Source organism: Pseudoxanthomonas sp. SGNA-20, from assembly GCF_003931635.1.
Lineage (GTDB): Bacteria > Pseudomonadota > Gammaproteobacteria > Xanthomonadales > Xanthomonadaceae > Pseudoxanthomonas.
The window spans coordinates 131373-147755 of the sequence record NZ_RRYK01000002.1; the positions used below are offsets into that span (position 1 = coordinate 131373).

At 72.1% G+C, this 16383-nt stretch carries 13 protein-coding genes and 1 tRNA gene; 5 read left to right on the top strand and 9 right to left on the bottom strand.

The features are described 5' to 3' along the window. Positions 1 to 61 precede the first annotated feature (61 nt). The 4 genes from lysS to EIM48_RS05930 all read right to left on the bottom strand — a co-directional run bounded on the left by lysS (position 62) and on the right by EIM48_RS05930 (position 5379). Positions 62 to 1588: a lysine--tRNA ligase gene (gene lysS / locus EIM48_RS05915; protein ID WP_019398786.1), complete on the bottom strand. Its 1527-nt coding sequence runs from the start codon at positions 1586 to 1588 to the stop codon at positions 62 to 64. Between the two features lie 124 nt (positions 1589 to 1712). Further along, a protein-coding gene (gene prfB / locus EIM48_RS05920; protein WP_125076298.1) for a peptide chain release factor 2 occupies positions 1713 to 2841 on the bottom strand; the annotation gives its coding sequence in 2 pieces (ribosomal slippage) (positions 1713 to 2765 and positions 2767 to 2841; 1128 coding nt in all). 69 nt (positions 2842 to 2910) lie between these two features. Further along, complete coding sequence (locus EIM48_RS05925) at positions 2911 to 4767, bottom strand: hypothetical protein (protein ID WP_125111287.1); 1857 nt, start codon at positions 4765 to 4767, stop codon at positions 2911 to 2913. A gap of 15 nt (positions 4768 to 4782) precedes the next feature. Continuing rightward, positions 4783 to 5379: an NfuA family Fe-S biogenesis protein gene (locus EIM48_RS05930; RefSeq protein WP_019397835.1), complete on the bottom strand. Its 597-nt coding sequence runs from the start codon at positions 5377 to 5379 to the stop codon at positions 4783 to 4785. 113 nt (positions 5380 to 5492) lie between these two features. Here EIM48_RS05930 and EIM48_RS05935 point away from each other — a divergent pair, with 113 nt between their 5' ends. From EIM48_RS05935 to zupT, 3 genes are read left to right on the top strand one after another with little or no spacing between them, the layout of a single operon-like run. Then, positions 5493 to 5837, top strand: coding sequence for a 4a-hydroxytetrahydrobiopterin dehydratase (locus tag EIM48_RS05935; RefSeq protein ID WP_019397834.1), 345 nt, complete (start codon positions 5493 to 5495; stop codon positions 5835 to 5837). Between the two features lie 2 nt (positions 5838 to 5839). Continuing rightward, complete coding sequence (locus EIM48_RS05940; RefSeq protein ID WP_019397833.1) at positions 5840 to 6256, top strand: energy transducer TonB; 417 nt, start codon at positions 5840 to 5842, stop codon at positions 6254 to 6256. 32 nt (positions 6257 to 6288) lie between these two features. After that, a complete protein-coding gene (gene zupT, locus EIM48_RS05945) occupies positions 6289 to 7098 on the top strand; it encodes a zinc transporter ZupT (protein WP_019397832.1) in 810 nt (269 codons plus the stop codon). A 16-nt stretch (positions 7099 to 7114) separates the two neighbouring features. Here zupT and EIM48_RS05950 read toward each other — a convergent pair whose 3' ends face one another. Further along, entirely contained in the window at positions 7115 to 8074 is a 960-nt protein-coding gene (locus EIM48_RS05950) for an RluA family pseudouridine synthase (RefSeq protein ID WP_125111288.1), read from the bottom strand. A 417-nt stretch (positions 8075 to 8491) separates the two neighbouring features. On the opposite strand from EIM48_RS05950, the gene rne reads away from it, so the two are divergent. Further along, positions 8492 to 11722 (top strand): ribonuclease E, encoded by a 3231-nt coding sequence (gene rne, locus EIM48_RS05955; protein ID WP_125111289.1) that lies wholly within the window; start codon positions 8492 to 8494, stop codon positions 11720 to 11722. A gap of 291 nt (positions 11723 to 12013) precedes the next feature. Here rne and EIM48_RS05960 read toward each other — a convergent pair whose 3' ends face one another. The 3 genes from EIM48_RS05960 to EIM48_RS05970 form a co-directional block, all read right to left on the bottom strand. Further along, the gene (locus EIM48_RS05960; protein ID WP_026010356.1) at positions 12014 to 12667 is read right to left on the bottom strand and encodes a response regulator; all 654 of its coding nucleotides are present in this window, start codon (positions 12665 to 12667) and stop codon (positions 12014 to 12016) included. 127 nt (positions 12668 to 12794) lie between these two features. Then, positions 12795 to 12884 (bottom strand) — tRNA-Ser (locus EIM48_RS05965). Between the two features lie 413 nt (positions 12885 to 13297). Then, a complete protein-coding gene (locus tag EIM48_RS05970; protein WP_019399922.1) occupies positions 13298 to 14287 on the bottom strand; it encodes a LysR family transcriptional regulator in 990 nt (329 codons plus the stop codon). Positions 14288 to 14416: 129 nt separating this feature from the next. Between EIM48_RS05970 and EIM48_RS05975 the strand changes: the two genes are divergently transcribed. Further along, entirely contained in the window at positions 14417 to 15004 is a 588-nt protein-coding gene (locus tag EIM48_RS05975) for an FMN-dependent NADH-azoreductase (RefSeq protein WP_125108655.1), read from the top strand. A 39-nt stretch (positions 15005 to 15043) separates the two neighbouring features. On the opposite strand, the gene serS is transcribed toward EIM48_RS05975, so the two are convergent. Further along, a complete protein-coding gene (gene serS / locus EIM48_RS05980) occupies positions 15044 to 16321 on the bottom strand; it encodes a serine--tRNA ligase (RefSeq protein ID WP_028914645.1) in 1278 nt (425 codons plus the stop codon). Positions 16322 to 16383: the final 62 nt, after the last annotated feature.

Genomic DNA, 16383 nt, shown 5'->3' on the forward strand with positions numbered 1-16383 from the left:
CGGGTGCGACATCCACGCCGGCGCAAGCGGAATTGGCGCGCGCCCGGCGGCGCGCGGGGGCTCAGCCGGGCTGGCCCGGGCGCATGTACGGGAACAGCAGCACGTCGCGGATCGAGGTGCTGCCGGTCAGCAGCATCACCAGGCGGTCAATGCCGATGCCCAGGCCGCCGGTCGGGGCCATGCCGTATTCCAGGGCCCGGATGTAGTCGGCGTCGTAGTGCATGGCCTCGTCGTCGCCGCCCTCCTTGGCCGCGACCTGGGCCTGGAAGCGCCGCGCCTGGTCCTCGGGGTCGTTGAGCTCGGAGAAGCCGTTGGCCAGCTCCTTGCCGTTGATGAACAGCTCGAAGCGGTCGGTGTAGCCCGGCTCGGTGTCCGAGGCACGGGCCAGCGGGCTGACCTCCACCGGGTGGTCGGTGATGAAGGTCGGCTGGACGAGGTGGTGCTCGACCGTGGCCTCGAAGATCTCCAGCAGCAGCTTGCCCCAGCCCCAGGCCGGCTTGACCTTGATCCCCAGGCGCTCGCAGTGGCGCAGCAGGGCTTCGCGGTCGGTGCAGTCGGCGGCGCTGATCTCCGGGTTGTGGTGGCGCACGGCCTCGTCCATGCGCCAACGGCGGAAGCGCGGGCCCAGGTCGATCTTCTGCCCTTCCCACTCCACCTCGGTGGTGCCCAGCACCGCCTGTGCGGTGTCGCGGATGACGTTCTCGGTCAGGTCCATGATCTCGTGGTACGTGGCGTAGGCCTCGTACAGCTCGAGCATGGTGAACTCGGGGTTGTGCCGGGTCGACACACCCTCGTTGCGGAAGTTGCGGTTGATCTCGTACACCCGCTCCAGGCCGCCGACCACAAGTCGCTTGAGGTACAGCTCCGGCGCCACGCGCAGGTACAGCTGCAGGTCCAGGGCGTTGTGGTGGGTGATGAACGGCTTGGCGGTGGCGCCGCCGGGGATGTAGTGCATCATCGGCGTCTCCACTTCCAGGAAGCGGCGCTCGTCCAGCCAGGAGCGGATCGCGCGGATGATCTTGCTGCGCTTGACGAACACGTCGCGCGCCTCGGGGGTCACGATCAGGTCGACGTAGCGCTGGCGGTAGCGCTGCTCCACGTCGGCCAGGCCGTGCCACTTGTCCGGCAGCGGGCGCAGCGACTTGACCAGCAGCCGCAGCGAGGTGGCCTTGACCGACAGTTCGCCGGTGCGGGTGCGGGTCAGCCCGCCCTCGACCGCGACGATGTCGCCCACGTCGAACGACTTGAACGCCTCGTAGGCCTCGCCCAGGGCGTTGGCCTGCAGGAACAGCTGGATGCGGCCGGACTCGTCCATGACCTGGGCGAAGCTGGCCTTGCCCATCACCCGCTTGGCCATCAGCCGGCCGGCCAGGGCCACCTTGCGCGGCAGCGCCTCCAGGGCCTCGGCGGCCCACTTCTCCGCGTCGGCGAATTCGGCCTGCAGGTCGCCGGCGTAGTCGGCGCGCTTGAAGTCGTTGGGATAGGCGATGCCGCGCTCGCGCAGGGCGGCGAGCTTGGCGCGGCGCTCGGCGATCAGGTGGTTCTCGTCGGCGGGGGCGACGGCGGTGGTTTCGTTGGACTGGCTCATGCTCTGGACCGGACGTGGCGCGGGGCGCGCCTGGGTTCTGGGCGGCCCGGCGCGCGTGGCGGCCGGGCCGGTCGTCGGGGGAGGATGCGGACGCGGATCGGCGCGCGGCGCGGCGGCCGCGGCCTCAGGCCGCGTCGGTCCGTTTGGCGCCGACCTGCAGGCCGGCCTTGAGGCTGGCCTCGACGAACTCGTCCAGGTCGCCGTCCAGCACCTTCTGGGTATCGCTGCGCTCGATGCCGGTGCGCAGGTCCTTGATCCGGCTCTGGTCGAGCACGTAGTTGCGGATCTGGCTGCCCCAGCCGATGTCGGACTTGGTGGCCTCCACCGCGTCCTTCTCGGCGTTGCGCTTCTGCAGCTCCAGCTCGTACAGCTTGGCCGCCAGCATCTTCATCGCGCGGTCGCGGTTGGCGTGCTGGCTGCGCTCGGTCTGGCAGGCCACCACGATGCCGCTGGGCACGTGGGTGATGCGCACCGCCGACTCGGTCTTGTTGACGTGCTGGCCGCCGGCGCCGGAGGAACGGTAGACGTCGGTCTTCAGGTCGGCCGGGTTGATCTCGATGTCGATCTTGTCGTCGACCTCGGGGCTGACGAACACCGAGGTGAAGCTGGTGTGGCGGCGGTTGTCCGAGTCGAACGGGCTCTTGCGCACCAGGCGGTGCACGCCGGTCTCGGTCTTCAGCCAGCCGTAGGCGAACTCGCCTTCCACGCGGAAGGTGGCGGACTTGATGCCGGCCACGTCGCCGCCGGAGACCTCCAGCAGCTCGGTCTTCCAGCCGCGCGACTCGCACCAGCGCAGGTACATGCGCAGCAGCATCTCGGCCCAGTCCTGGGCCTCGGTGCCGCCGGCGCCGGCCTGGATGTCGACGAAGGCGTTGGCGCCGTCCATCTGCCCGGAGAACATGCGCTGGAACTCCAGCTTCTCGATCTCCTTCTCATAGCGGTCGACGTCGGCCACCACCGCCAGGGCGGTCTCCTCGTCCTGCTCGCTCTCGGCCAGCTCGAGCAGTTCGGTGGAGCCCTCCAGGCCCTCCAGCACCGCGGCGATGCCGCCGACGGTCTTGTCCAGCATCGCGCGCTCGCGGCCCAGGGCCTGCGCACGCTCCGGGTCGTCCCAGACGTTGGGCAGCTCCAGTTCGCGGTTTACTTCTTCCAGACGCTCTTTCTTGGCGTCGTAGTCAAAGATACCCCCGTAGCGAGACCACGCGACCGGTAAGGTCGGCGATGCGCTGGCGGACGGGATTGAGCTCGATCATGGCGTCGACTGGCAGGTGAAAAGCGGTCGCCGATTCTAGCAGGATGCCGGGCGCGGCCCAGCAGGCGGCTCACGGGCGCACGCTGCCGTTGTCCTCCTGCAGCTCCGGCTTGAACGGAACGTCCGGCGGTGGCCGCGCCTCGGCCGCCTGCTCGTTGAGGTTGGGGTCGCTGATCCCGCAGCCGCCACCCAGCTGCAGCAGCGAGACCACGCAGGTGATCCGCTTGCCGTTGGTGCCCGGGATCGGGATCGCCACCGACTTGATGCCCTTGCGCACCCATTCGGCCAGCAGCGACGCGTTCGGCACCCAGTAGCGGTCGAAACTGGTCGGCTCGTAGTCGTACGGCGGGCGCTTGAGCCAGGTACCGGATTGCTCGATGCGCTCGCGGGTCCAGGCATCGCTGTCGCCCCCGGGAGCACCGCGCTCGGCCAGGCCCTCGCCCGCTCCGCCCCCTGGGCCCTGCCCCGGCGCCTCGCCCGCGCCAGGCAGGCGCGCGCGCCCCTGGGCGTCGAACAGGCCCGGGCCGGGCCCCGCGGATTGGGCCTGTCCGCCCCAGCGGTCATCCGCCAGCACATTGGCCCAGGGATCGCTGCCCGGCGCCGCGCCACGCTCCTGGCGCGGCGCGGACGACGCCGCGCCGGGTGCCGCCGGTTCCGCGGCCGCAGCCGGCGCAGGGGCTGCCGCCGTAGCCGGCGACGGCGCCGCGGCCGACTCCCCAGGCTGGGGCGCAGGCGCGGCGGCTGCCGGGGCTGGCTGGGCCACGGCCGGCGCCGGTGCAGCGGCGCTCGGCGCGGCCGGCATCGGGACCTCGCGCGGGCGCAGCGCCGGGGCAGCCGACGGGCGCGGCTGCACCTGCGGCAGGCGCACCGGCGGAGTGGGCAGTGCGGTGGCGGCGACTGGCGCGGGCACCTCGCGCTGGCGCACCTCGGGCAGGCGCACCGGCGGCGCGGGCACCTCCAGCGGACGCACCGCCGGCGCCGGCAGCGCCGGCACATCGACCACGACGACCTCGCGCGGGCGCAGTTCCGGCTCGCGCGCCCGCAGCGCGGACAGGTCCACCTCGCGCGGACGCGGCGCCTGGATGGCCGGAGCCGTGACCACCACCACCTCGCGCTCGCGCAGCTGCGGTTGCGGCTCGCGCACCGCGACCTCGCGGACCAGCAGCGGCACCTGTGGGACAGGCACGCTGGCCACCTCGACCGGTTCCGGGAGTTCCACCTCGCGCAGCGCCACCTCCGGCAACCGCGGGGCTGGCGCCTGGGGCTCGATCAGCGGAACCGGCGGGACCTCGAGCGCGGCTTCGGCCGGATCGGCCTGCGCGCTCGCGACGGGTTCGGTTGCTGCGGCGGACTGTCCCGCCGCGGCCGCCGCATCGGCCACCTGCGGCGCGGGCGTCGGCGGGGTCGGCCGCTGCCGTGCCTGGCCGGGCTGGCGCGCCGCGGCCGGCGTCACGGAGGCCTCGCCCTGCGCCGAATCGCCAGGCGTGCCCGCGGCACCCTCGCGGCCAACGAAGCCAATGCCCACGCGTTCCCCGCCGCCGGCCGCGCGCGGCGGGGGCGGCAGCAGCGACTGCAGGTAGGCGATCCAGGACAGCAGCAGCACGAATACCAGGTGCAACGCGGCGCTGCCGGCCCAGGACAGGGCGCGTAGCGGGCGTTCGTCGCGCGGCGCCGGCTGCCAGCCCTGGCGGAACAGCGCCAGCAGGGCCTGCCAGCGGGTCAGCTCCTCGCCGCGCGGCCAGGGCCCGGGCGGGCGCGCGGCCAGCAGTGCCACGAGTTCGTCCGCACGCAGCGCCGGAGCGGCGGCAGCCGGGGCGGCCTTCATCCACAGCGCCCAGCCGTAGGGCAGGCCGGTGCTGCGCTCCAAAGGCACGCGCACGCGCTCGCGCGCGTTGAGCAGCTGGATGATTTCGGCCCCCCGCGTCACCGCAAGGCCGCCGGGTCAGCCTGCGCGGCCGCGCGGCATGTACGGCGCCGAGCCGGAGTCGTGGTCGGTGGCGTCGCGCACCGCGGTCACCCCCGGCACCCGCGCCATCAGGGTCTTCTCGATGCCCTGCTTGAGGGTGACGTCGGCCATGCCGCAACCGTGGCAGCCGCCGCCGAAGCGCAGCCACACCACGCCGTCGGCGGAGACCTGCTCCACCGCGGCGCGGCCGCCGTGGGAGGCCAGCTGCGGGTTGATCTCGTTGTCCATCACCCAGCGCACGCGTTCGACCAGGGAGGCGGCCTCGCCGGGCGCCTCGCCCTTGATCTTGGGCGCGCGGATGGTCAGTTGCGCGCCGGTGCCCTGGTAGACGTAGTCGATCTCGGCGCCGTCCAGCCACGGCACGCTGTCGGCGGCCACGTACAGGGTGAAGCCCTCGCAGTCCACCGCCCACTCGTCGCCGGCCAGCTCGGACGGCTCGGCGAACTCCAGCCGCGCGTCGGCGCGCGGCGTGCCCGGGTCGACCGCGCTCAGGCGCACCCCCAGCCCGGGGATGCCCTCGCGTTCGACCAGCTTGCGGAAATGCGCCTGCGCGGTGTCTGAGATGTTGATCATGCGGGTATTCTAGCCGGGTCCCGGCCCCCTCCCGCAGCCGGTGTGCCACGCCAGGCTGCAACGCTGCGTGCACGCCGCCACGGGGATCATCGGCCGGCAGATGGAGACCCGGCATGCCAGACCTGATTCCGCTGTCGCAGGCGCACTGCATCCCCCGCAAGGGCATCGAGCACCGCCTTACCCAGGCGCGCCTGGCCGAGCTGCTGCCGGAGGTGCCCGGCTGGGAGCTGGCCGAGGAAGGCCGCGCCCTGGTGCGCACCTTCCGCTTCCGCGACTACCACCACACCATGGCCTTCGTGAACGCGCTGGCCTGGATCGCGCACCGGGAGGACCACCACCCGGACCTGGGCGTGCACTACGACCGCTGCGTGGTGCGCTTCTCGACCCACGACGTCGGCGGCCTGAGCGAGAACGACTTCATCTGCGCCGCCAAGGCCTCCGCCCTGCTCGAGGACTGAACATGACCCGCGCCCTGCCCGTTTCCGCCGCCCTGCTCGGCACGCTGCTGCTGGCCGCTTGCGGCCGCGACGACGCCACCCCGGCCGCGCCGGTGCCGCCGCCGACCGAGATCGCGGCGATCGACACCCCGCCGCCGCAGTACCCGGCCGAGCTGGGCTGCGCCGGGATCGGCGGGCAGAGCGTGCTGCAGGTGGAAGTGGGCACCGAGGGCACGCCTACCCGCATCACCCTGCTGCGCAGCAGCGGCAACGACGAGCTGGACCGCCTGGCACAGGAGGCTGTGCAGGGCTGGAAGTTCCGCCCGGCCACCCGCGGCGGCCAGCCGATCGCGCGGACCATCCAGGTGCCGGTGAACTTCACCCCGCCGCAGGTGCGCCCGGACGAATGCTTCGCCCTGGACGCCGGCCGCCGCCCCTGAGTCCCCCGCCCCACCTCCCAAGGCCTGCCTGAATGCCCGAGATCGCCCTCTCCCAGGTGCTGGTCGCACTTGGCGTGACCCTGGCCGCCGGCCTGGCCACCGGCCTGGGCAGCCTGCTGGTGATCTTCGCCCGCAACCCGAATCCGCGCCTGCTGGCCTTCGGCCTGGCCTTCGCCGGCGGCGCGATGGTCTATGTCTCACTGTCGGAGATCCTCAACAAGTCGATCGCCTCCTTCAGCCTGGCCTATGGCGACAAGGCCGGCTTCGCCGGGGCGACCTGCGCCTTCCTGGCCGGGCTGGTGGCGATCATGCTGATCGACCGGCTGATCCCCAATCCGCACGACAGCCTCACCAGCGACGACCCGGCGCTGCGCGAGCACAACCGCGAGTACATCCGCCGGGTGGGCCTGATGACCGCGGTGGCGATCACCGCGCACAACTTCCCCGAAGGCCTGGCGACCTTCTTCGCGACCCTGGAGAGCCCGGCCCTGGGCCTGCCGCTGGCCTTCGCCATCGCCATCCACAACATCCCCGAGGGCATCGCCATCGCGGTGCCGGTGTACTACGCCACCGGCAACAAGCGTTACGCCTTCATCGCCAGCCTGCTGTCCGGCCTGGCCGAGCCGATCGGCGCCGGCGTGGGCTACGCCCTGCTGTCGCAGGTGATGACCGACGCGGTGTTCGGCGCGGTGTTCGGGATCATCGCCGGGGTCATGGTGTTCCTGGCGATCGACGAGCTGCTGCCGGCGGCCAAGCGCTACGGCAAGGGCCACGAGACCGTGTACGGCCTGGTCAGCGGCATGGCGGTGCTGGCCGTGAGCCTGGTCCTGTTCAAGCTGTGAACGCCGCGGCGGCGGCCTAGTCGAGCCGGTCCAGCACCTCGCGCAGCTCCGGCGGCAGCGGCGCATTGAGGGTGTACGGGGTGCGGCCGGCGTCCAGGGCGAACTCCAGCGAAGCCGCGTGCAGGAACAGCCGGCGCAACCCGGCCTTGTCGCGCAGGCGGCGGTTGACCTCCGGGTCCCCGTACTTGTCGTCGCCGGCCACCGGGTGGCCGAGGTGGCGGGCATGGACCCGGATCTGGTGGGTGCGGCCGGTCTCGATCCGCACCTCGCAGTAGGAATGCCCGCCGCGCCGCTCCAGCACCCGGAAGTGGCTCAGCGAGGGCTTGCCCGCCGGGGCCACCTGCACGTGGCGCTCGCCGCCCTGGCGCAGGCCCACATGCAGCGGGGCGTCCACGCTCATGGTGCCGTCGGGCATGCGCCCGGCCAGCAGGGCCAGGTAGCGCTTGCGGATGCCGCCGCCGGCGCCGCCCTCGCGCATCAGTGCCTGCAGCTCGGCCAGGGCCGAGCGCTTCTTGGCCACCACCAGGATGCCGGAGGTGTCCCGGTCCAGGCGGTGGGCCAGTTCCAGGGTCTGGCCCGGGCGCAGGGCGCGCAGGGTCTCGATGGCGCCGAAGCTGATCCCGCTGCCGCCGTGGCTGGCCACGCCGGAAGGCTTGTCCACCACGAGGATGCGCGCATCTTCGAAGACGATCGCCGCTTCCATGCGCTGCAGCAGGCCCGGCGCCGGGGTCCCGCGCTCGCCCTCCGGCTCGATCCGCACCGGCGGGATGCGCACCTCGTCGCCGCCGGCCAGCTTGCGCTCGGCCTTGGCGCGGCCGCCGTTCACCCGCACCTGGCCGCTGCGCACCAGCTTGTACACCAGGCTGCGCGGGGCGCCCTTGAGCTGGCCCAGCAGGAAGTTGTCCAGGCGCTGCCCGTCACGGTCTTCTGGCACCGTAACGGTGCGGGCTCCTGTCCGGGGGGATGGGTCGGTCATTGGCGGCTAATTCTGTTAGACTCGGGTGGCGATGTAAGGGTTTGATTCCGCTGGAAGAAGTCACGGGGCCGAAAGCCCGGACTTCCCGCGACCCCGGCACAGTACGCGACCACCGCCCCCGGGGCGGCCATGTTAGCGGCTTGCAGGCAGACCCGGCCATGGCCCGGTGGGTCAGAGCACCGGTAGCTGAACATGTCCCGCGTGGCGTCCGCGCCACCGGCCCGCTGTACCTAAAACCAGACAAGCAGAGCGCTCCCGCGGACCGCCGTGGTGTTGCAGCGCTGGAAACCAGGATCCGCCCGGACGCGCTGTTGCGCGAGGGCGGCGAAGCCCGCCCCGCCGGAACACGGCGGGGCGGGATTCCAGTACGGCGAACGCCCGGCGTTCCGCGCGTCAGAGCGCGATAAGGAACGCACCATGAAGCGAATGCTCATCAACGCCACGCAGGCAGAGGAACTGCGCGTGGCCATCGTGGACGGCCAGACCCTCTACGACATCGACATCGAACAGCCGTCCAAGGAACAGAAGAAGTCCAACATCTACAAGGGCCGCATCACCCGGCTGGAGCCCTCGCTGGAAGCGGCCTTCGTCGACTACGGCGCCGAGCGCCACGGCTTCCTGCCGCTGAAGGAAATCTCCCGCGACTACTTCCAGGCCGGCGTGGACCCGAACAAGGCCGGCATCCGCGAGCTGCTGCGCGAGGGCCAGGAAGTCGTCGTCCAAGTGGACAAGGACGAGCGCGGCAACAAGGGCGCCGCCCTGACCACGTTCATCTCGCTGGCCGGTCGCTACATGGTGCTGATGCCCAACTCCCCGACCGCCGGCGGCGTCTCGCGCCGGATCGAGGGCGAGGACCGGGCCGAGCTCAAGCGCGCCATGGACGCCCTGAACATCCCGGACGACATGGGCGTGATCATCCGCACCGCAGGCGTGGGCCGCGACGCGGAAGAACTGCAGTGGGACCTGGACTACCTGCTGGCGGTCTGGCGCGCGATCGCCGAGGCGGCCCTGAGCAAGCCGGCGCCGTTCCTGATCTACCAGGAGTCGCGGCTGATCATCCGTGCCCTGCGCGACTACCTGCGCAACGACATCGGCGAGATCCTGGTCGACACCGAGGAGATGTACAACGACGCGCGGCAGTTCATCGAGCAGGTGATGCCGCACAACCTGCGCAAGCTCAAGCACTACACCGACGACATCCCGCTGTTCAACCGCTTCCAGATCGAGTCGCAGATCGAGAACGCCTACGAGCGCACCGTGCGCCTGCCCTCCGGCGGCGCCCTGGTGATCGACCAGACCGAGGCGCTGACCGCGATCGACGTCAACTCGGCCCGCGCCACCAAGGGCGGCGACATCGAGGAGACCGCGTTCCAGACCAACCTGGAGGCCGCCGACGAGGTGGCCCGCCAGCTGCGCCTGCGCGACCTGGGCGGCCTGGTGGTGATCGACTTCATCGACATGTCCTCGTCCAAGCACCAGCGCGCGGTCGAGGAGCGGCTGCAGGCGGCGCTCAAGTACGACCGCGCCCGCGTCCAGATCGGCCGCATCAGCCGCTTCGGCCTGCTGGAGATGAGCCGCCAGCGCCTGCGCACCAGCCTGGGCGAGGCCAGCCAGATCGTCTGCCCGCGCTGCGAGGGCCACGGCCGCATGCGCAGCATCGAGTCGCTGTCGCTGTCCATCATCCGCGTCGCCGAGGAGCACGCGATGAAGGAGAACACCGGGCAGGTGCTGGTCCAGGCCCCGGTGGAGATCGCCAACTTCCTGCTCAACGAGAAGCGCAGCGCGCTGCGCGAGATCGAGACCCGCCACGACGCGCCGATCATCATCGTCGCCGACGAGCAGCTGCAGACCCCGCACTACGAGGTCACCCGCCTGCGCGAGAACGAGCTGGGCGAGGAAAGCAGCAAGCCTTCCTACCAGCGCGGCACCCCGCGCAAGCTGCCGGTGCACGCCCTGACCAAGGCCCAGCTGAACATCCCGCCGGCCCCGGCGGTGACCCGCGTGGCCCCGCCGCGCCCGGCACCGGTGCGCGAGGAGCGCGAGGAAGCGCCGGTGCAGCCGGCGGCGCCCGCACCTGCCCCGGCGCCTGCCCCGTCCACTGGCGGCGGCGTGGTCGGCTTCCTCAAGCGCCTGTTTGGCGCGGCGCTGGATCCGGCCCCGGCCTCGGCCAAGCCCGAGCGCACCGCGGCCGCCGGCCAGGGCGAAGGCCGCGGCAACCGCAACGAGCGCCCGCGCCGCGAACGCGGCGAGGCGGCCGGCAGCGGCCAGGCGCAGGGCCAGGGACGCAAGCGCGGCCAGGGCAAGGGCGGCAATGGCCAGGCCCAGCCGAAGCAGGAACGCCAGGACAAGCAGGACAAGCAGGACAAGGCGCAGCAGCAGGGCCGCAATGGCCAGCAGGCCGGCGGCAACAAGCAGCAGCCGCAGAAGCAGCGCCAGCCGAAGCCGGCCGAGGCCACCAGCGCCCCCGCCGCCGAAACCGCTGCCCGTCCGGCGCAGCCGCAGCGCCCGCGCACCGAAGAGCCGGCCCAGGCGGCAGCCGCCGAGCCCGTGCAGCCCGGCACCGCGGCCGTGGCTGCCGCGGCAGCTGCCGCGGTCGCCGCCCCGCTCGACGACACCAGCAATGTCCCCTCGCCCGCTCCGGCCGAGGCCACCGGCGAGGCGACCGCCGTCGCCGAGGCCGCGGCGCCTGGCGAGGAAGGCGCGACCGCGGAGGGCGGCAGCCGCCGTCGGCGCGGCCGTCGCGGTGGCCGTCGCCGCCGTCGCGGTGGTGCCGCGGCCGAGGGTGCCAGCGCCGAGGGCGCGCAGGAACTGGGCGAAGGCCTCGAGGGCGATGACGACGCCGAGGGCGAGGCCGCGGCACAGGTCGCCCCGGCCAGCCAGCCGGAGTTCGACTTCGACGACCTGCCGGCCCCGGTGAGCGCGGCCCCGGCCGCAGACGTGGAATCCCATGGCCCTGCGGCTCCGGTTGCCGCCCCGACGGCCGGGCCGGTCGCCGCTGAGCCGGGTGCCGCCGAAACCGCGGCTGCCCAGCAGGCCGTGCCCGCGACCGAGGCTGTCGCCGAGACCCCTGCCGAGCCCGCGCCGGTGGAGCAGGCGCCCACCGCCACGCCGGATCCGGTGCCGGCGGTCAAACCTGCCGCGCCGGTCGAAGCCGTGGCCGCGGAACAGGCCTCCGCGCCGGTGACGCCTGCCGAGGCCGCCGCCACGGCCGCCGCGCCGGAAGCCGCGCCGCAGCCGGCCGAGGCGACCCCGGCCGATGCCGCTGCCGTCGCCCCGGTCAGCGTGGCCGAAGCGGCGCCGGACGCCCCGGCCTCCGAGGCCAAGGCGGAGACGCCGGCGGCCGGGGAAGTTCCGGCTCCGACCGTGGCAGAAGCGCCGGCCGCGGAAGAGCCGGCAGCCGCCGAGGCGGAGCAGCCTGCCAACCCGGACCCGTTCACCACCGCCGGCCTGTTTGACCAGCTGCCGGAAAGCGGGCAGGTGCCTGCGCCGCAGGCCGATGCGAGCCAGGCTGATGCCGCCCAGGCCGAGCCTGGCGAGGCCGGTGGCGAGGAAGCCACCCGGGCCCCGGAAACCGGTGCGGCCGATGCCGCCGCCGGGGAAGAGGCGAGCGGCGAGGAACAGGCCGATACGCCGCGCCAGCAGGACTGAGTCCGCCGGCCGGCAGCGACGAAGGCCCGCCGGATGGCGGGCCTTCGTCGTTTCAGGGAAGTTTGTTGGCTCCCCGCCCGGGTTCGCGCCAGACATCGACTGTCTGCCTGCAGTGGCCCGCGGACGGCCGAGGTGCTCTGGCGCCAGGTTCACGGCGCGGCCCGAGCCCGCGTCGCACGGCCCGTCCCCTGCTCCTCCGCTGTCCACTGCAGCAACGAGACCCGTGCGCCGCACGGTGGCGGCGCAACGCCAGCCCCATCCGCGGTGCATGGCTGCGACCGGCGGCGCGGCTTACAGCGAGCGGCCGGGATCCATCAGCCCGTAGCGGGCCGCCAGTCGCGCCAGCGCGATGCTGTCCTGCACGCCGACCTTCTCGAACAGGCGCGACTTGTGCGTGTTGACGGTCTTGGCGCTGAGCTTGAGCCGGCGCGCGATCATTTCCTGGCGCAGCCCCTGGACCAGCAGCATGGCCACTTCCAGTTCGCGCGGCGAGAGCGTGTCGAACGGCGACTCCACCCGTTCCACGCCAGCCAGCGCCATGTTCTGCGCCACGCTGCTGCCAAGGTAGCGCTTGCCTGCGGCGACGTCGCGCACCGCGCGCAGCAGTTCGCGCGCATCGTTGCCCTTGCCGATGTAGCCGTAGGCGCCCACGTCGAGCAGGCGCTTGGGCAGCGGCCCGTCCTCGAGCACGGACACGATCAGCACGTGCCCGTGCACGCCTTCGCGCACGATGCGCTCGGTCACTTCCAGCCCGCTGATGCCCGGCAGGTGCAGGTCGCACAGGACCACGTCCACCGGGGGCGAAAGTGCGCGTAGCTGGCGCAGCGCGTCCTCGCCGCTCTCCGCTTCGCCGGCGACCTGGATGTCCGCTTCGGCGCCCAGGATCATGCGCAGGCCGGTCCTGACCAGCGCATGGTCGTCGATCAGAAATACACGGATGGCCATGCCGTTCCCTCGGTATGCCCCGCGCCGCAGCCTATCGCTCCCTCCAGGGCGCGACAAGCGGCGCAAGGAATGTTTGCATAACCCTCGGGTGCAACCAGGCCGTGCCCGGGAACCCCTGTCCTGAAGGTGGCGGAGAGAGTGGGATTCGAACCCACGGTAGTGTCGCCACTACGCCGGTTTTCAAGACCGGTGCCTTAAACCGCTCGGCCATCTCTCCGACTTACGTTGCATCGCGCCGCTTGCGCGGCGTCGCCGGTTTTGCATCGACTGCGTCGATGCGCCCTCCGGCCTTCGGCCTGCGGGTCAAGACCGGTGCCTTGAACCGCTCGGCCATCTCTCCGTTTTACGTTGCATCGCGCCGCTTGCGCGGCGCCGCCGTGCGGACCAGGACCACGCACCGCAGTGCCCGGTCCGCGCGCAAGCCAATGCACTGGCGCTGCTACGGACATGGCCGGGCGCGACATGCGTGCCGCCTCGCCCCACCGCACCCCACCGACGCCCATGCCGGGTCCGGCGGCAGCCATGCTGACGCCGAAGCGCCAGGCAAGGCTGCACACCGTGCAGCGCGGACGGCAATGCGGCGGCAGGCCGCTGGCCGGCCGCCGATTGTCGCATGCGGCGGGCGCCGAATCAGCCGGCCAGGGCGATTTCGCTGCCGGCCGCGGCCACCGCGCCGCCATCCTTGCGCCCGCAGTTGCCGCAGTCCAGGCGCGAGGCCTCGATCTGCTTCGGCAGGTGCTCGGCCAGGAAGTCGATGAACACCCGCACCGCCGGCAGCAGGCCGCGGCGCGAGGCGAACACCGCGTGGCAGATGCCCTGCGGCAGCGACCACTCGGGCAGCACCACCTCCAGCTCGCCGTTGCGCACGGCCTCGGCGCACACGGTCTCCGGCAGCATGGTGATGCCGAAACCGTCCTTGACCATCGCCAGCAGCAGCGGGAAGTCGAACCCGGCCACCCGCGGCTGCAGGTCGTCCACGCGGCGCACCTCGCCGTTGGGACCGTGCAGTTCCCAGCGCTGGTGCGCTTCATCCTCGTGCATGCTCAGGGTCAGGTGCGAAGCCAGCTCGGACGGATCCTTGGGCCGACCGGCCCGGTCCAGGTACTTGGGGCTGGCCACCATCAGTTCCTGGATCTGGCCGAAGCTGCGCATCACCAGGCTGCCGTCGTCGTCCAGCCGGGTGCGCACGCGCAGGGCCACGTCGAAGCCTTCGTTGATCAGGTCGACGCGGCGGTTGTTGACGTGCAGTTGCAGGCGCACCTTCGGGTACTGCTGCAGGAACTTCGGCAGCAGCTTCGGCAGCTGCTGCTGGGCGATAGCCACCGGCACGCTCACCCGTACCAGCCCGCGCGGCTCGGCGCTCAGGCGGTCCACCACCTCGCGCGCGGCCTGGGCCTCGGCAAGCATGGTCTGGGCGTGGCGGTACACGCTCATGCCCACGTCAGTGACCGCGAAGCGGCGGGTGGAACGTTGCAACAGGCGCACGCCGAGGTCGGTTTCCAGCTGGCTGATACGGCGACTCAGGCGCGACTTGGGAATTCCAAGGGCCCGCTCCGCCGCGGCAAAGCCGCCGTGCTCGACGACCATGGCGAAATAGTAGAGGTCGTTCAGGTCCTGCATGGCGCTGTCTCCACAGACGCAACAGACGGTGTTATCTAACCACCTTTATCCCATCGTTGCAACGATGGACCCTGTGCCCTGCCGGCGGCCCTACCGCCCTTACCACCCTAGAGCAGCGAGAGCACAGCCATGAAACTACTGCATATCGATTCCAGCGCCCTGGGCGCCAATTCCGTGAGCCGCGGACTGAGCGCCGCCATTGTCGCCGAGTGGAAAGCGCACCATCCCGGCCTGCAGGTCGAGTACCGCGACCTGGACGCCGAGCCCCTGCCCCACCTGACCGGCGCCGCGCTGGCCAAGAGCGATCCGGCGCAGGCGGCCGAGGCCGAGCGCGTGCTGGAGCAGTTCCTGTCGGCGGACGTCGTGGTGATCGGCGTGCCGATGTACAACCTGTCGATTCCCTCGACCCTGAAGGCCTGGATCGACCGCATCGTGGTCGCCGGGCGCACCTTCCGCTACACCGCCGAGGGCCCGCAGGGCCTGGCTGGCGGGCGCAAGGTGATCATCGCCAGCGCCCGCGGCGGCCTGCACGCCGGTGCGCCGACCGACTTCCAGGAGCCGTACCTGCGCCAGCTGTTCGCCTTCATCGGCATCCACGATGTGGAACTGGTCCGCGCCGAAGGCGTGGCGATCTCGCCCGAACACCGCGAGCAGGCCCTGGCCGGGGCCCGGGCGCGGATCGACGAACTGGTGCAGCCGCTGGCCGAGGCGGCCTGAGGCAGGAGGGCGGCCGGCGCTGCCGGCCGCCGGGAGGGATCAGGCGATGCGGGCCGCGCCGCCCATGTACGGCCGCAGCACCTCGGGCACGTCGATCGAGCCGTCGGCGTTCTGGTAGTTCTCCATCACCGCGATGAGTGCGCGGCCCACGGCCACGCCCGAGCCATTGAGCGTGTGCACCAGTTCCGGCTTGCCGGTGGCCGGGTTGCGCCAGCGCGCCTGCATGCGGCGCGCCTGGAAGTCGCCGCAGTTGGAGCAGGAGGAGATCTCGCGGTAGGTCTGCTGCGAGGGCAGCCAGACCTCCAGGTCGTAGGTCTTGCGCGCGGAGAAGCCCATGTCACCGGTGCACAGCAGCACGCGGCGGTACGGCAGGCCCAGCTTCTCCAGCACGGTCTCGGCGCAGCGGGTCATGCGCTCGTGCTCGGCGTCGCTGTCCTCCGGGCGGGTGATCGAGACCAGCTCCACCTTCTCGAACTGGTGCTGGCGGATCATGCCGCGCACGTCGCGGCCGCCGCTGCCGGCCTCGGAACGGAAGCACATCGAGTGCGCGGTCATGCGCAGCGGCAGCTGCTCCGGCGCCAGGATCTCGCCGCGGGCGATGTTGGTCAGCGGCACCTCGGAGGTCGGGATCAGGTAGCGCCGGTTCTCGCCCAGCTGGGTGGAGAACAGGTCCTCCTCGAACTTGGGCAGCTGGCCGGTGCCGTACAGCGCGTCGCCGTTGACGACCACCGGCACGTTGGTTTCCTCGTAGCCGTGCTCGCCGGTGTGCAGGTCCAGCATGAACTGGGCCAGGGCGCGGTGCAGGCGCGCCAGCTGGCCGCGCAGCACGGTGAAGCGCGCGCCGCTCAGCTTGGCCGCGGTCTCCGCGTCCAGCCAGCCGTTGCGCGCGCCCAGGTCGACATGGTCCTTGGGCTCGAAGTCGAAGCTGCGCGGCGTGCCCCAGCGGTGCTGCTCGGCGTTGGCCGACTCGTCCGGACCCACCGGCACGTCCTCGGCCGGCAGGTTGGGGATGCCCTGGGTAAGCGCTTCGAGCTTGCCACGGATCTCCTCCAGGCGCGCCTCGGAAGCCTTCAGCTCGTCGCCGAAGCCGGCGACCTCGGCCAGCAGCGCGGACACGTCCTCGCCCCTGGCCTTGGCCTGGCCGATCGCCTTGGAGCGGGTGTTGCGCAGGTTCTGCAGCTCCTGGGTGCGCACCTGGATGGCCTTGCGCTCGGCCTCCAGCGATTCCAGCGCCTGGGTGTCGAGGGCGTAGCCGCGCGTGGCGAGGCGCTCGGCGATGGCGGCGGTCTGGGAACGGAGCAGCGAGGGGTCGAGCATTGCAGGAACCGAGAGGACGCGGAAGAGACGTGCATTATCCCCCAACCGGCGCCCCCCGCGCC

Coding starts and splice junctions, on each gene's coding strand:
- EIM48_RS05970 (WP_019399922.1), bottom strand. CDS start 14,287: ATGCAGGACCTGAACGACCTCTACTATTTCGCCATGGTCGTCGAGCAC.
- EIM48_RS05960 (WP_026010356.1), bottom strand. CDS start 12,667: ATGGCCATCCGTGTATTTCTGATCGACGACCATGCGCTGGTCAGGACC.
- EIM48_RS05935 (WP_019397834.1), top strand. CDS start 5,493: ATGCCAGACCTGATTCCGCTGTCGCAGGCGCACTGCATCCCCCGCAAG.
- EIM48_RS05930 (WP_019397835.1), bottom strand. CDS start 5,379: ATGATCAACATCTCAGACACCGCGCAGGCGCATTTCCGCAAGCTGGTC.
- lysS (WP_019398786.1), bottom strand. CDS start 1,588: ATGAGCCAGTCCAACGAAACCACCGCCGTCGCCCCCGCCGACGAGAAC.
- EIM48_RS05950 (WP_125111288.1), bottom strand. CDS start 8,074: ATGACCGACCCATCCCCCCGGACAGGAGCCCGCACCGTTACGGTGCCA.
- serS (WP_028914645.1), bottom strand. CDS start 16,321: ATGCTCGACCCCTCGCTGCTCCGTTCCCAGACCGCCGCCATCGCCGAG.
- EIM48_RS05975 (WP_125108655.1), top strand. CDS start 14,417: ATGAAACTACTGCATATCGATTCCAGCGCCCTGGGCGCCAATTCCGTG.
- EIM48_RS05940 (WP_019397833.1), top strand. CDS start 5,840: ATGACCCGCGCCCTGCCCGTTTCCGCCGCCCTGCTCGGCACGCTGCTG.
- zupT (WP_019397832.1), top strand. CDS start 6,289: ATGCCCGAGATCGCCCTCTCCCAGGTGCTGGTCGCACTTGGCGTGACC.
- rne (WP_125111289.1), top strand. CDS start 8,492: ATGAAGCGAATGCTCATCAACGCCACGCAGGCAGAGGAACTGCGCGTG.